The organism is Pseudomonas sp. WP18 (genome assembly GCF_036689585.1).
GTDB lineage: Bacteria > Pseudomonadota > Gammaproteobacteria > Pseudomonadales > Pseudomonadaceae > Aquipseudomonas > Aquipseudomonas chlororaphis_E.
The window spans coordinates 748,381-762,112 of sequence record NZ_CP144758.1 but is presented as its reverse complement, the minus strand read 5'-3'; the positions used below and the strand labels follow the sequence as shown (position 1 = coordinate 762,112).

14 protein-coding genes are annotated in these 13,732 nt (G+C 64.7%); 4 read left to right on the top strand and 10 right to left on the bottom strand.

Translation table 11 applies throughout. From position 1 onward, the window contains the following. Nucleotides 1-9: 9 nt before the first annotated feature. Together V5F23_RS03245 and V5F23_RS03240 are read left to right on the top strand one after the other, a co-directional pair. Nucleotides 10-1,362, top strand: a complete 1,353-nt coding sequence (locus tag V5F23_RS03245) for a 3-oxoacyl-ACP reductase (protein ID WP_212803354.1) — start codon at nucleotides 10-12, stop codon at nucleotides 1,360-1,362. Nucleotide 1,363: 1 nt separating this feature from the next. Next, nucleotides 1,364-2,218, top strand: a complete 855-nt coding sequence (locus tag V5F23_RS03240) for a MaoC/PaaZ C-terminal domain-containing protein (protein ID WP_338497543.1) — start codon at nucleotides 1,364-1,366, stop codon at nucleotides 2,216-2,218. 199 nt (nucleotides 2,219-2,417) lie between these two features. Here the strand turns inward: V5F23_RS03240 and V5F23_RS03235 are convergent, their stop codons facing one another. The 4 genes from V5F23_RS03235 to V5F23_RS03220 are packed head-to-tail and all read right to left on the bottom strand — an operon-like array spanning nucleotide 2,418 to nucleotide 4,690. Continuing rightward, on the bottom strand, nucleotides 2,418-2,975 hold the full coding sequence (locus V5F23_RS03235) for a DUF4136 domain-containing protein (RefSeq protein WP_053147914.1): 558 nt from the start codon (nucleotides 2,973-2,975) through the stop codon (nucleotides 2,418-2,420). Nucleotides 2,976-2,995: 20 nt separating this feature from the next. Then, nucleotides 2,996-3,616 (bottom strand): DUF4136 domain-containing protein, encoded by a 621-nt coding sequence (locus tag V5F23_RS03230; RefSeq protein ID WP_338497541.1) that lies wholly within the window; start codon nucleotides 3,614-3,616, stop codon nucleotides 2,996-2,998. A 22-nt stretch (nucleotides 3,617-3,638) separates the two neighbouring features. Next, nucleotides 3,639-4,388: a methyltransferase domain-containing protein gene (locus tag V5F23_RS03225; RefSeq protein ID WP_338497539.1), complete on the bottom strand. Its 750-nt coding sequence runs from the start codon at nucleotides 4,386-4,388 to the stop codon at nucleotides 3,639-3,641. Next, nucleotides 4,385-4,690, bottom strand: a complete 306-nt coding sequence (locus V5F23_RS03220) for a MazG-like family protein (protein WP_338497537.1) — start codon at nucleotides 4,688-4,690, stop codon at nucleotides 4,385-4,387. Before V5F23_RS03220 ends, V5F23_RS03225 begins: the two co-directional genes overlap by 4 nt. Before the next feature lie 158 nt (nucleotides 4,691-4,848). On the opposite strand from V5F23_RS03220, the gene V5F23_RS03215 reads away from it, so the two are divergent. Beyond that, entirely contained in the window at nucleotides 4,849-5,142 is a 294-nt protein-coding gene (locus tag V5F23_RS03215; protein WP_042732630.1) for a hypothetical protein, read from the top strand. A gap of 255 nt (nucleotides 5,143-5,397) precedes the next feature. Further along, entirely contained in the window at nucleotides 5,398-6,747 is a 1,350-nt protein-coding gene (locus V5F23_RS03210; RefSeq protein ID WP_338497535.1) for an MATE family efflux transporter, read from the top strand. A 4-nt stretch (nucleotides 6,748-6,751) separates the two neighbouring features. Here the strand turns inward: V5F23_RS03210 and V5F23_RS03205 are convergent, their stop codons facing one another. From V5F23_RS03205 to V5F23_RS03180, 6 genes are all read right to left on the bottom strand, one after another. Next, complete coding sequence (locus V5F23_RS03205; protein ID WP_338497534.1) at nucleotides 6,752-7,543, bottom strand: DUF4123 domain-containing protein; 792 nt, start codon at nucleotides 7,541-7,543, stop codon at nucleotides 6,752-6,754. Continuing rightward, nucleotides 7,540-8,853 (bottom strand): contractile injection system protein, VgrG/Pvc8 family, encoded by a 1,314-nt coding sequence (locus V5F23_RS03200; protein WP_338497533.1) that lies wholly within the window; start codon nucleotides 8,851-8,853, stop codon nucleotides 7,540-7,542. The genes V5F23_RS03205 and V5F23_RS03200 overlap by 4 nt, the downstream gene beginning before the upstream one ends. A gap of 412 nt (nucleotides 8,854-9,265) precedes the next feature. Further along, complete coding sequence (gene speA / locus V5F23_RS03195) at nucleotides 9,266-11,179, bottom strand: arginine decarboxylase (protein ID WP_042729005.1); 1,914 nt, start codon at nucleotides 11,177-11,179, stop codon at nucleotides 9,266-9,268. A 211-nt stretch (nucleotides 11,180-11,390) separates the two neighbouring features. Beyond that, the gene (locus V5F23_RS03190) at nucleotides 11,391-11,762 is read right to left on the bottom strand and encodes a translation initiation factor Sui1 (protein WP_024781395.1); all 372 of its coding nucleotides are present in this window, start codon (nucleotides 11,760-11,762) and stop codon (nucleotides 11,391-11,393) included. 168 nt (nucleotides 11,763-11,930) lie between these two features. After that, nucleotides 11,931-12,488, bottom strand: a complete 558-nt coding sequence (locus tag V5F23_RS03185) for an NUDIX hydrolase (protein ID WP_212803352.1) — start codon at nucleotides 12,486-12,488, stop codon at nucleotides 11,931-11,933. 3 nt (nucleotides 12,489-12,491) lie between these two features. Next, entirely contained in the window at nucleotides 12,492-13,559 is a 1,068-nt protein-coding gene (locus V5F23_RS03180; protein ID WP_042729007.1) for a DUF2333 family protein, read from the bottom strand. Nucleotides 13,560-13,732: the final 173 nt, after the last annotated feature.

Below are 13,732 nucleotides of genomic sequence, written 5' to 3'. Positions count from 1 at the left end.
GTGTGTTCCATGTCTGACCGCTATATCGACTTCGCCAATTCACCTGTTGGCCTGCGTCTGGTCGGGGCCCTCGGCCTGCCCTCGCCGGTGCGCCTGGAGCGCTGGCAGGCTGGGCGGCTGCGACCGATCGAGGGCGCGTTGCTGCTGGGCGGCGGGCCGTTGACCGAGCAGGTCGGCACGTTCGCCAAACGCCTGACCGACGCCATTTTCGTCTACGGTGGCGAACCGAGCCTGGCCACCGAGTGGATCCCCGGCCACGGCCCGAAAATCAAGGCGGTGGTGTATGACGCCAGCCACCTGGTGCAGGCCGACCAGCTCAAGCAACTGCGCGAATTTTTCCAGCCCTTGATGAAAAATCTCGACCGCAGCGCCCACGTAGTCATCCTCGGTCGCGCCCCGGAACGGCTCAGCGACCCGTTCGCCGCCAGTGCCCAGCGTGCGCTGGAGGGTTTCAGCCGGTCCCTGGCCAAGGAGTTGCGCCACGGCGGGACACTGCAACTGCTGTACGTTGGCGACGGGGCCGAGGCACAGCTAGAAGGTGCGTTGCGCTTCTTCCTGTCGCCCAAGAGTGCCTTCGTGTCCGGGCAGGTCGTTCGCCTCAATGCTTGCGACACCCAGGTCCAGGATTGGACAAGGCCGCTCACCGGGCTCAAGGCACTGGTCACCGGGGCTGCCCGCGGGATCGGCGCCGCCATCGCCGAAACCCTGGCCCGCGATGGCGCCGACGTGATCCTGCTGGACGTGCCGCAGGCCAAGGCCGATCTCGACGCCCTGGCCGCACGTCTGAGCGGGCGCAGCCTGACCCTGGATATCTGCGCCGAAGACGCGCCTTCGCAATTGATCGAACACTTGCCCGACGGCGTCGACATCGTGGTGCACAACGCCGGCATTACCCGCGACAAGACCCTCGCCAACATGACCCCGGAATTCTGGGACGCGGTCCTGGCCGTCAACCTCAACGCTCCGCAGGTGCTGACCAAGGCCCTGCTCGACAGCGGCACCCTGCGGGACAATGGCCGGGTCATCCTGCTGGCGTCTATCAGCGGCATTGCCGGCAATCGCGGGCAGACCAACTATGCCGCGAGCAAGGCCGGCCTGATCGGCCTGGCGCAGGCCTGGGCGCCAACGCTGCAGGCGCGCGGTATCAGCATCAATGCCGTGGCACCGGGCTTCATTGAAACGCGCATGACCGCCGAGATTCCTTTCACCCTGCGCGAAGCCGGGCGACGCATGAGCTCCCTGGGCCAGGGCGGCCTGCCCCAGGATGTCGCCGAAACCGTGGCGTGGCTGGCGCAACCCGGCACGGGCGCCGTCACTGGGCAGGCCGTGCGGGTGTGTGGGCAAAGCCTGCTGGGAGCATGACATGACGATCCAATGGCACGAGGTCAGCGGCGCACCGTCGATGACCGCGCTCTACGTGAAAGCGGCGACGCGGCGCAAGATCAGCGGCAAGACCTTGCCGGAACAAGGGCTGCGCCAGGTGCTCCAGGTCGACCCGCAGCGACTGGCAGCCTATCGCAAGGTCTGCGGCTTCGCCGAGAACGGGTTGCTGCCGCCGACCTATCCCCACGTCCTGGCGTTCGCCCTGCAAATGCAGTTGCTTACCGACCGGGACTTTCCGTTTCCGTTGTTGGGCTTGATCCATTTGACCAACCGCATCCGTGTGCTGCGGCCCATGGGCGGCGTCAACCAGGTGCGGGCCAGCGTCAATGTCGAGAACCTGCAACCTCACCCCAAAGGCGCGGTGTTCGACCTGGTCACCCGCCTGGAGGATCAACTGGGGCTATTGTGGCAAGCCCACAGCCAGATGCTGTGCAGGGGTGTCGAACTGGATGGGACACCGCTGGCCGACACGCCCGCCAACAGCCTGGCATTGATGGAGGTGGCGCACTGGCGCGCGCCGGCCGACATTGGCCGGCAGTACGCCAAGGTGTCGGGCGACTACAACCCGATTCACCTGAGCGCCGCCAGCGCCAAACTGTTCGGCTTCCCGACTGCCATCGCCCATGGCCTGTGGAACAAAGCCAGGACCCTGGCCGCCCTGGATCAACACCTGCCCGAGGCCAACCTCGAGATCGAGGTGGCCTTCAAAAAACCCGTACGCCTGCCCAGTGAAGTGACACTGCTGGCGAGTGCGGCAGGGTCCAGCGGGGACTTGCGGTTGATGGGGGCAGGGGATCTGGAACACATGGTGGGAGGCTGGCGGCCGGCGGGCTGAAAGGTGACCGCGAGCAATGCAGTGGCCGCGGGACCGCCTTCGCGAGCAAGCCCGCTCCCACATGGGACGGAGGCTGTCCGGGATTCTGCGGCTGGCATTCATCCTCCTGTGGAAGCGAACGTGCTCGCGAAGACGTCGGCCCATCCAACGTCAACGCCTCAGGCAGGCCCGCGCCCAGAAATGGACGGCGCCAAACTGGCTATCGCGGCGGATAGGTCGACAGGATCCGCCCCACCGTCTCCCGTACCGCGGTGTTACGGTCCGTCGGGTTCGGCGAGTCGCTCAGGATCTGCTCATCACTGCCCCGCCACACCAGCTTGCCGTCCTTGCCATCGAGCAGGTCGATCTGCACGGTGCCGACCTTGTAGCTGATGTTGCGGGTTTCGTTGTACATCGGCCCGCCCCAATAGCCGTTCCAGGGACCGCCCCAACCACCGCCATAGTTCGTGGTCACCTGCTGCTGGCGATCCTCGACGATCAGGTAAGCCTGGACCAACACATCCGCCCGACCACCCGCCGCCACCGGGCGCAGGCCGCGTTGGTCGAGTTGATCGGCAACGGCCTGACGGATGCGTTGTTCGGTCAGGTCGCTCTTGATGCGCGGGTCATCGGGACGGTATTGCAGCGCCGGCTCTTTCCAACTCCAACTGCGGTACGCCGCGAAATCGCGGCTGGTGTCGAAGTCGTGATTGACCTGGTTGGAGGCACAGGCGCCCAGCAGCAGCGCAAAAGACAGTAAGGCAAGACGGCGCAACATGGTTTTTCTCCGTTGCAGGATCAACTGGGCGGATACGCCGACATGGCTTTTTCCACCGCTTCGCGGATAGCGTCCGTGCGTGCACCCTGGCTGCCGCGCTGGCTGGTTTCGGCGCTGGCGCTCCAGACCGGCTGGCCATTGCGCGCGTCGAACAGCTCGACACGCACGACCACCACCTGCTCCTGGTACGTGCGCACCACCGGCACCGTGTGATACATGCCGTACCCAGGGCCATAGCCGGGGCCGTAGCGGTTGTAGCCGCCGTAGTAGCCGGTGTCGTAGTCATCGCGCACCTGGCGCAGGCGGGTTTCCAGGCGCAGGTCGGCGCTGACGAAGAGGTCGGCCGGCCGATTGTCGTGCAGCGGGCGCAGGCCGCGCTGGTCCAGCGCGTTACTCACTGCCTCGGCCACCTGGGCCGAGTCCGCCCACGCAGTGCCCGGCGGCAGTTGCCCGTTGCGCCAGGCCCAACTGCGGTAGCGCCCGTAGTCTCGAGGCGGCGCGGGGTACGCACTGCGGTCGAACACCTGGGCGGCTTCCGGTGGTGCCGGCGGCAGCGGGTTGGAAGTGGCGACATACGGGTTGCTGCCCTGGCAGGCCGAAAGCCCCAGGCACAGCACCAATACCCCTGAACGACCTTTCATGTTGCTCTCCAGTGCCGCTGGATCAGCGAGGACGGCAGATCCAGTGCAGATAACGTCCCAATCCGGCAAACGCGGGATGGCGACGGTGGGCCAGCTCCATCTCCAGCAACTGCGCCAGCTCCACGCGCCCTTGGAATTCCACGGGCATGTAGTCATGGAAAACCCGCACGCCACTCTGGTTTTCGACCTGCCACAGGCCTTCAAGTTGCGCCGCCAACGCGCGCGGATCAAGGGGTTGTTGCGGTGTCAGGCTCTGTTTTTCGCCGGCCATGTCATTTTTGCGCAACTTGCGGAAATGCCCCTTGAGCAGGTTGCGATAGACCAGCGCATCGCGGTTGTAGAACGCCAGGGACAACCAGCCGCCCGGCGCCGTGAGCTGATGCAGCACCGGCAGGATGGCATGGGGCTCGGCCAGCCATTCGAGCACCGCATGGCACAGCACCATGTCGTAGGGCTCGGTGAGCTGGCCAAGCAGATCCTGCCACGGCGCCTGGATGAACGTTGCCTGCTGCCCCGCCACGGCGAAGCGTTGGCGGGCACCTTCGAGCATGGGCTCGGCCGGCTCGGCGAGGGTCACCTGGTGACCGCGCTCGGCCAGCCACAGCGACATATGGCCCAGACCCGCGCCGATATCCAGCACCCGCAGCGGGCGATCCGGCAAGGTTTCCAACAGATCGGCCTGAAGCACCGCCAGGCGGATCGCGCCCTTGGCCCCGCCGTAGATTTTCTCGGCAAACCGCGTGGCCAACTGGTCGAAATGACGGTCGCTCATTGGCCGAACCGCCGCTCGCTGTCGGCCAGCTTGCTGCGCACCACGGCGTCCATGTCCAGGCCCAATTCGCTGCACAACAGCAACAGGTACAACACGATGTCACCGACTTCCTGCCCGGCATGGGCCAGGGTGTCTGCCGGCAACTGGCGGGACTGATCCTCGGTCAGCCACTGGAAAATCTCCACCAGCTCGGCCATTTCCACGCAGGCGGCCATGGCGAGGTTCTTCGGGCTGTGGAAGCGCCGCCAATCGTTACGGTCACGAATGGCGTGCAGGCGTTCGGTCAGTTCAACAAGGTTCATCGGGCTCTCCTGAATGCGCATAGCTTCGGGGGGATGACCGGGGAAGGCAAGCCTCTCGGTGCGCGTGGCAATTTGCCCCATAATCGAACCATCGCGACGCCAACAGCTCCTACAATCAGACACAGTTCAACCCGGATCCCCCTCATCAGGATGCACACATGCAGGTAGAAAGCTTTTTCGAATGGCTCGGCCAAGCGCTCGGTTCGGTGATCCGCTTCATCGTCGACCTGCTCAGCGGCCTGTTCAACACCCTGGCCCACGCCGGCGGCAACTTCGTCGACGGCCTGGCGCGCACCTTGGGCATGGACACCTCGATCATCAGCATCATCGCGCTGATCATCGGGTTGATGATGCTGTATTCGGCGATCCGCGCCTTTATGCGGGCCTCGATCATCATGGGGATTATCTGGTTGGTATTGGGGTTGTGGTTGTTGAGTTGGATCATTCACTGAGGTCGCACGAGCCTATGCAGGAGCACAGTTGTGGCGAGGGGATTTATCCCCGCTGGGCTGCGCAGCAGCCCCAAACCCAGGCCATGCGGTACATCAGGTAAACCGCGTTAGTCGGATTTACGACTGCTTCGCAGCCGAACGGGGATAAATCCCCTCGCCACAAAAAACGGGCCTGCGAAGTGCGGCGTGCTTCGCAGGGACTGGAAACGATCATCCAGAGAACCCGCTACAATTGCGCTCCATCAAGGAGCCCGCATGTCCCACCTGATCACCGACTGGCGCGACCGCCTTACCCATCGCCGGGTCTGGGCGCTGGCGGCGCCGATGATTCTCTCGAACATTTCCGTGCCGCTGGTGGCGCTGGTGGACAGTACGGTCATCGGCCATTTGCCCCATGCCCATCAGCTGGGCGCGGTGGCGGTCGGGGCGAGTCTGTATACCGTGCTGGCGTGGGCCATGGGTTTCCTGCGCATGGGCTCCACCGGGTTCGCCGCCCAGGCCGCCGGACGTGGCGATGGCGCGGCGCTGCGGCAGGTGCTGGTGCAAGGCCTGTTGCTGGCGATGGGGCTGGCGGTGGTGCTCGGCGCCGTCGGCGTACCGCTGAGTGGCGTGGCGTTGCACTTCATGCAGCCATCGGCCGAACTCGACCAATTGACCCGCGACTTTTTCCACACCCGGCTCTTCGGCCTACCGGCGGCGCTGGCCAGCTATGCATTGGTGGGCTGGTTCCTCGGTGCCCAGAATGCCCGAGCGCCGCTGGCGATCCTGCTGGTGACCAACCTGGTGAACATCGCCCTGAACCTGTGGTTCGTGATCGGCCTGGACTGGGGCGTGGCCGGTTCGGCCCGGGCCTCGGTGATTGCCGAGTGGACCGGTGCGCTGGTCGGCCTGGCCCTGGCACGCAAGACTCTGCGGGCCTGGCCCGGACAGGTGGCCTGGGCAGCCTTGGGGCGGTGGCAGAGCTGGCGCCCACTGCTGGCGGTGAACCGGGACATTTTCATTCGCAGCCTGGCGCTGCAAGCGGTGTTCTTCCTGATCACCGTGCAAGGCGCGCGGCTAGGGGACGCGACCGTGGCAGCCAATGCCCTGCTGCTCAACGGCCTGCTGCTGACCGCCCACGCCCTGGACGGCCTCGCCCACGCGGTGGAAGCTTTGTGCGGGCATGCCATCGGCGCCCGCGATCGCCTCGCCCTGCGCCGTTCGCTGGTGGTGGCCTGCGGCTGGTCGCTGATTGCAAGCCTTGGGTTCGCGCTGCTGTTCCTGCTCGCCGGCCACCTGTTCATCGCGATGCAAACCGACATTCCCGACGTGCGCGCCACCGCCGACCAGTATCTGCCTTACCTGGCGGCCCTGCCGCTGATTGCGGTCTGGAGCTACCTGCTCGACGGGCTGTTCATCGGCGCCACCCGCGCCCGGGAAATGCGCAACGGCATGCTGCTGACGCTGTTGCTGGTACTGCCTGTCGCCTGGGCGCTGCAAGGCTTGGGCAACCACGGGTTGTGGATCACCTTCCTGCTGTTCATGGCCTTGCGCAGCCTGACCCTCGGGGCCATCGCCTGGCATCTGCAGCGGCGCGATCAATGGCTGGGCAGCCCCGGCCCATGACATCTCACCCCGGACCGCCCTGCCATGCCCGGCGTAGCTGATCGAGGTATTCCCGTGGCGACCGGCCTTCCAACTTCGGCACCGGCCGGGCATCGGGGTGTTGCAGGCGAAGCCACAACCAGTCATCGAGCAACGCCTGTTCGGTGAACCCCAGCCCCAGCCCCTCCTGAAAGCGCTTCCAGAGCAAGTGATAATCACGCCCGATGGCGCGCGACCAGCGCCAGGCGTGGCGCTCCAGCAGGCATTGCTGGAGTTGGCGTTGCTGCCGATCACTGAGGCTGTGTTCGTTCTCCAGCGCCGTCACCGGCAACCCGGGATTGGTCAGTTGCTGCCAGCCCAGGCTGCCGATGGCGCGGTCGGCCCAGGTGCCACCGAACCAGCGCACCTGGCTGATGGGCCCCAGCCAGCAACTGAGTTCCTGCGGGTCGCAACCGTCGAAAAAATAGCTGGCGGTGTGCGGGTTGTAATAGTTCAGCAACGCTTTGTGGTGCAGGCCCAAGGTCACCGTCAGCATTCGCCGCAGATGCGCCAGCAGTTGTTCCGCCGACGCACTGCTGATCAACACCAGCCCCGGCCAGGCCTGCGGATCCAGATGACAGAGACTGACCAACCCACCCGCTCGCCGAAGATCCAGCAACAGTGGGCTGTGCTCCCCGAGGCCGTGCAACTCGGTGTCGTCGAACAGCACCTCGGCCTGAACCCCCGCGAACTGTTCTTGCAGGCGCCACGTCGCGTCGGGCGCACTCGGTACGTCGAGCAGCAACCAATGGGACCCGGCCAGGGTGCCGGCGCTCACGGCGCGATACCCGCGCCGGGCTGGGTGAGCAACCGGCAGGTGCACAACGCCTCGGCGCAATGGCTGAAACTGCCGCCGCCGGGTAGCAGGCACAACAAGACCAGCGGCTCGGCACTGCGGATCGCCGACAGGAGCATCGGGTCGGCAACCGCCGGCCCCGGTGCGCGGTGGGCGATCGGGGCGGCCGCCGGCTCAGCCGGCGCAGCCAACGCGGGCCCGTCGAGAAAGGCACTGATCAGCGGACGATCCGGATCGCCTTCGATAAAGCTCACCAACACCTCGGTGCCCTCGCGCAACTCGTCCGCCCCCGCCAGCAACTCGGGCGCCAACGGCAGCCAACAATGGCTGGAACGGGCGCCCTCGCCCTGGTAGACCCAGTCGAACTGCACCGCCACACGCCCAGCTTCTTGCATCGCCGGCTCATCCACCGCGACCACCCAACCCCGTTGCCGGCTCGCCATGCGCGGCTTCGTCGCCCGCGGGACCGTCTGCCACGGCGCGCCCTGGGGGATGGCCTTGAACTGGTTGCCATACACCCCCGCCTGGCCGCGGTGCTCGACGCCGGTCAGCAGCCAGCAGCGGTTCCAGCCCTCCAGGGGATGCGCTGCCAGCGTCACCGCTCGGCCAACGTGCAGGTTCTTCAGGTCGCTGCGCCCCCGGGCAACCTGTGCGCCCGGCAGCGTGCTCTGCACACTGAAGGCCCGGACGCCCGGCGCTGGCCGGTGGTCGCCATAAACCGCCTCGCCCACCAACGGGAAACGGTCTGGACTGTCGGTGAAAACCAGGCAATGTCCGTCCGGGGTCTGTTCGAAATGAAAATGGATGCCGGCTTGCGCGCACAGCCGTTGGAGAAATTGCAGGTCCGACTCCCGGTATTGGGTGCAGAAGTCTTGCGCAGGGTAATCGCCGCTCAGGTCCAGGCACAGGTGCCGGCCGCCGATGCCATGTTCCCGGAGCACCTGGCGCAGGATCTGCGGCACCGAGCGAGCAGCGAACACCCGTTGGCTGAAGCGCTGCGCCAGGCAAGCCAGCTTCGGCCCGATACGCACCCGGCAGCCGGCGCCCGGAGGCTGCTCGAGCAGTTCGTGCAATTGCCCATGAATGCCTCGACCCGGCGCGCCGAAGCTCAGCCACACGTTGCGGTACAGCAGCCCGGCCAAGTCCACGGGGGCGTCGGGGAGCAACAATTGCGCCTCATAGGCGAAGGGTTCGCTGATGGCTTCGCTGCCCGTGAAGGCCACGACGACCAAGGGTTCGGGCAGACCGGCTATCTCCAGACGAAAGGCTGACTCGCGGGCTGGATCGGACATCGGCGTTTCTCTACAGGAGGGGCGGCCGAGGATTCTCGCCGAGAGCCATGGCCGAGTAGAGGGCTGAAGTACAAGTTAGGAAAGGGACTACACGAAATTAGGACTACGCCGGTTATGTGCGCCGATGCGCGGAAATAACACCGGCACAAACAAAAATGCCCTTCAGGACTGTCCGAAAACTCCCGCAGTATGCGATGCAGTTTCTGACAGAGCGAAGGGCATTTGCCGTCCAGTTGAAAATGGCGCCGGAGCCCCTGTGGCGAGGGGATTTATCCCCGTTGGGCTGCGAAGCGGCCCCAGAACCCAGTCTGTGGAGCAACAGGCAAATCTCGTTAGCCGGTTTTACGGCTGCTTCGCAGCCGAACGGGGATAAATCCCCTCGCCACAGGTTCGGTGGACGCTCAGGCCCCCATCAAGAAGACAGATACGACGAACGCGTCAGGCCCAGGCGCAAGGCGTCCAGGAACTGGGTGCGCTCGGCAGCGCTGATCCGGGCGCTGGCGCACTTGTCGCGGTAGTGAGTCATCAACTCTTCCGGCGACAGGTGCACGTAGCGCAGCATGTCCTCGATGGTGTCGTGGGTCTCGATACCGGCGTGGTACACACTGCCGTCGGCGTTCTGGTAAATGTTCACCGAGTCGGTGTCACCGAACAGGTTGTGCATGTCGCCCAGGATTTCCTGGTAGGCGCCCACCAGGAAGATGCCCAGCAGGTAGTCTTCGCCCGTGTTGAGGGCATGCACCGGCAGGCTGGTCTCGATGCTCTGCTCGTCGACGTACTGCTTGATCTTGCCATCGGAGTCGCAGGTCAGATCTTGCAGCACGGCACGGCGCATCGGCTCTTCGTCGAGGCGATGCAACGGCAGGATCGGCAATACCTGGCCGATGGCCCAGGTGTCCGGCAGGCTCTGGAACACCGAGAAGTTGCAGATGTACTTGTCGGCCAGCTTGTCGTTGAGTTCGTCCAGCACCTGGCGGTGGGACCGCTGGCGAGCCTTCAGCGAATTGTGCAGGCGCCGGCAAACGGCGAAGTAGCACTGCTCGGCCAGGGCTTTCTCGGCCAGGGTCAACTTGCCGTCGGCGTACTGCGCGGCCACGTCACTCATGTAGTGGGTGGCACGCCAGTAGGTCTCGGTGACCATCTCGATGTCAGTCGGCCCCAACAGGTCCACCAGCCATTGCACGGTTTCCGGCAGCTCCAGCTTGTTGTCGATCACCGGCACGTCGTCGTTGTGCTTCTCGACGTCGGTCACCTGCACCACCAGCATGGCGTGGTGGGCGGTCAGCGACCGGCCGCTTTCGGAGAAAATGTGCGGATGCGGCAGGCCCTGGGCGTCGCAGAACTCCTTGAGCATGCCGACCACGACACCGGCGTAGTCGTCCATGTCGTAGTTGATCGAACTGGCATTGCGCGAGTGGGTGCCGTCGTAGTCCACGCCCAGACCACCGCCCACGTCGATGTGGTCCACCGGCAGGCCAAGGTTGCGCAGCTCGCCGTAGTAGCGGATCGCTTCCTTGAAGCCGTGCTGGTAGTCCGCCAGGTTGGCGATTTGCGAACCCATGTGGAAGTGCAACAGACGGATGCCCTGGTCCAGGCCCGCGGCGCGGAAGCGCTCGACCACCGACAACAGTTGCGCGGCCGACAGGCCGAACTTGGATTTCTCGCCGCCGGTATCGGCCCACTTGCTCGATGCCAGGGACGACAGGCGCACCCGCAGGCCGACCTGTGGCTTGACCTTGAGCGAGGTCGCCTCTTCGATCACCAGGCCGACTTCGGACTCTTTCTCGATGACGATGAAAACGTTGTGGCCCAGTTTCTGGCCCATCAGCGCCAGGCGGATGAACTCACGGTCCTTGTAGCCGTTGCAGACGATAGTCCCGCCCTTCGGCGCCAGCGCCAGCACCGCCAGCAGCTCCGGCTTGGAACCGGCTTCCAGGCCGATGGAAACGTTCTGGGTGGCGATGATGTTCTCGATCACCGCTTCCTGCTGGTTGACCTTGATCGGGTAGAGCGCGGTGTATTGGCTCTGGTATTCCAGACGCGCGATGTTGCTGTCGAACGCACCGGTGAGCTGGCGCACGCGGTCTTGCAGAATGTCGGGGAAGCGCACCAGCAAGGGCAGCGACAGGCCGCTCTGGCGCAGTTGCTCGACTTGCTCGAACAGGTCGATGGGCGAGCTGCCGGGACCGTTCGGACGGACTTCGACGCGACCGGCGTCATTGATCGCGAAATACCCGGCCCCCCAATGGCGAATCCCGTAAACACTGCGGCTGTCCGCAACTGTCCATTGGCTGCCATCGTCTTTGCGTGTGCGTCGTACGGACATCGAAGTCCCCTATAAAGAAGTCAAAATGCACCATCCGGTCGGAGGCTGGGGCAGTCTAGAGAGTGAGAATGACGAATTGTCTGTCAGCAGGGTAGACCCTGCTGGCAGCGCTGAGTTTAGAAACCCGTTCAGAACAGGCTCTGTGAAAACCATGCGGGCGACCGCGAACCGTACGTTCGGATCAAGCCGAGGGTGGTTTTCACAGAGGCTGCTAGCCGCCGGATTTCTTGGCCTTGAAACCGTGCTTGACCAATTCGGCCAGCAACAGCTCGACGTGATCGCCCTGGATCTCGATGACGCCGTCCTTCAACGCGCCACCGGTGCCACAGCGTTTCTTCAACGTCGTCGCCAATTCCTTGAGCGCGTCTTCGGCCAACGGCACACCGGTGATCGTGGTCACCGTCTTGCCGCCGCGACCCTTGCTTTCGCGGCGCACGCGGGCAATGCCATCACCGGCAGGGATGACGGTCTGTTTGCAGATGCAGGCATCCACCGGTTGACGGCAATCAGGGCAATGACGACCGGCGTCGGTAGAAAATACCAGGCCGCCCAAGGCGGCGAAGGATGCGGCTTTTTTGGCCACCGGCAATCCTCTCGGGAGGACAAAGACTGGTCGAGAGAGCAATGCCTCGACCGCGAAGCCCCACTCAGGCAGGGGCAGCGCTACTGGACCGCAGACGTCGGTTCAGCTTGAAAAGTCGCGCAGTGTAACGGCAAAAAGCCGACTTGCTAAGGGCCAATCGGCGCCAATTTATAGCTTCTTTGCGACGCCATCGCCGTGGGCGCGCAAATAGCGCTCCAACGCCGCCAGCGAGTCCGGGCAGTAAGGCTTGCGGCGGATTTCATCCAGCACCTGGTCGATGGGCATAAACCGCGCTTCGAGCACTTCTTCCGGTTGCAGCACCAGGGGGCCGTCCCACACCGCCGAGAACGCCGAGCACCACAGCCGGCTGCCGGTGTCCTCGAAATAGAAGTGGTCGTGGGCGGTCAGCGCGACGCCGCTCACGCCCAGTTCCTCGGCCAGCTCCCGGGCGGCCGATTCGGTGTAGGTCTCGTGGGCCTGCACCATGCCGCCCGCCGCCACGTCCCAGAACCCCGGGTAGATCGCCTTGCTCAACGTGCGCCGGTGAACACACAGTTCACCGGCCGAGTTGAACAACAGGATGTAGGTGCCGCGCCCGATCAGCCCGCGCTCACGCAGGTCCGAGCGCACCAGGCTGCCCAGCAGGTTGTCGTGTTCATCGACCCAGGCGATCAGCTCGGCATCCGAGGCCGCTCGGTGGGCGACCTCCCGGGCGCTTTCGCTCATCGATCAGCCCTGGTTCAGCAGTTGCCGCAGGTCGATGACCGCTGCGTTGGCCCGGGAAATGTAGTTGGCCATCACCAGCGAATGGTTCGCCAACACGCCGAAGCCGCTGCCATTGAGGATCATCGGGCTCCAGACCGGTTCCTGGGACGCTTCCAGTTCACGAATGATCTGCCGGACGCTGACGGTGGCGTTCTTCTTCGCCAGCACGTCGGCGAAGTCCACCTCGATGGCCCGCAGCAAATGCGACAGCGCCCATGCCTGGCCGCGCGCCTCGTAGAACACGTTGTCGATTTGCATCCATGGGGTCTCGACGACTTCTTCATCCACCTGCGGCACCTGGCCCGGCGCCGGAATTTCGGTTTTCAGCGACGTGTTGAGCTTGACCCGGCCCACGCTGGCCGACAGGCGCTGGGACAACGAACCCAGGCGAGTGCCGACATCCCCCAGCCAGTTGTTCAGGTTGTCGGCACGGGCGTAGAACAGCGCGCTCTTCTGGGCCGGATCGGACAGGCGTGCCTGGTAGCGGCTCAGGGAATTGATGCCTTCCTGGTACTCCGACTCACTGGAGGGCAGCACCCAACTGCGGTTATCGAAGTTGAAGCGCGGCTCGGCCTTGGCCAGATCGGCGTCTTCGGCGGACTGTGACTGGGAACGGGCGAAGTCCTTGCGCAAGGCGCGGCTCAGGTCGCGAACCTGCACCAGCACGCCGTATTCCCAGCTCGGCATGTTGTCCATCCACAGGCCCGGCGGGAAACGGTCGTTGGAAATGTAGCCGCCCGGTTTGGTCAGCAAGGTGCCGGCCACGGTCTTGAGGGTCTCGACGGTGGTGTAGCCCACCACCATTTGCCGGCCGTCCCGCTCGGCTGCCGCCTGGGCGTTCTGCTGCACCGGGAACAGCGCCGGCTCCTGGCTCCAATACCAACCCAGGGCGATGGTCACCAGCAAGTACAGGCCGACCAGCGTCGCCAATGCCCGACTGAACAACAGCCCACCCAGGTAGCTGCGGGTGTCCGATTTCGGTTCGGCGGCACGTTCAGGCGCGCTGCCCGCGCGGTTTTTCCAGTCCAGCATGGCGATATCCCTTCAATCACTTGAGTTCTCGGTTCGACCACAACCCTACGCCATCGTGCCTGATTTGAAACGCGATAATGTGGCGGCCAATCAGGCCTGCCCTGGCAGGGTCGTCGAGCAGCCACTATAAATGAAGCGCCGCCGTCGGTCTTCGAAACTGGCCGGTCATTAAC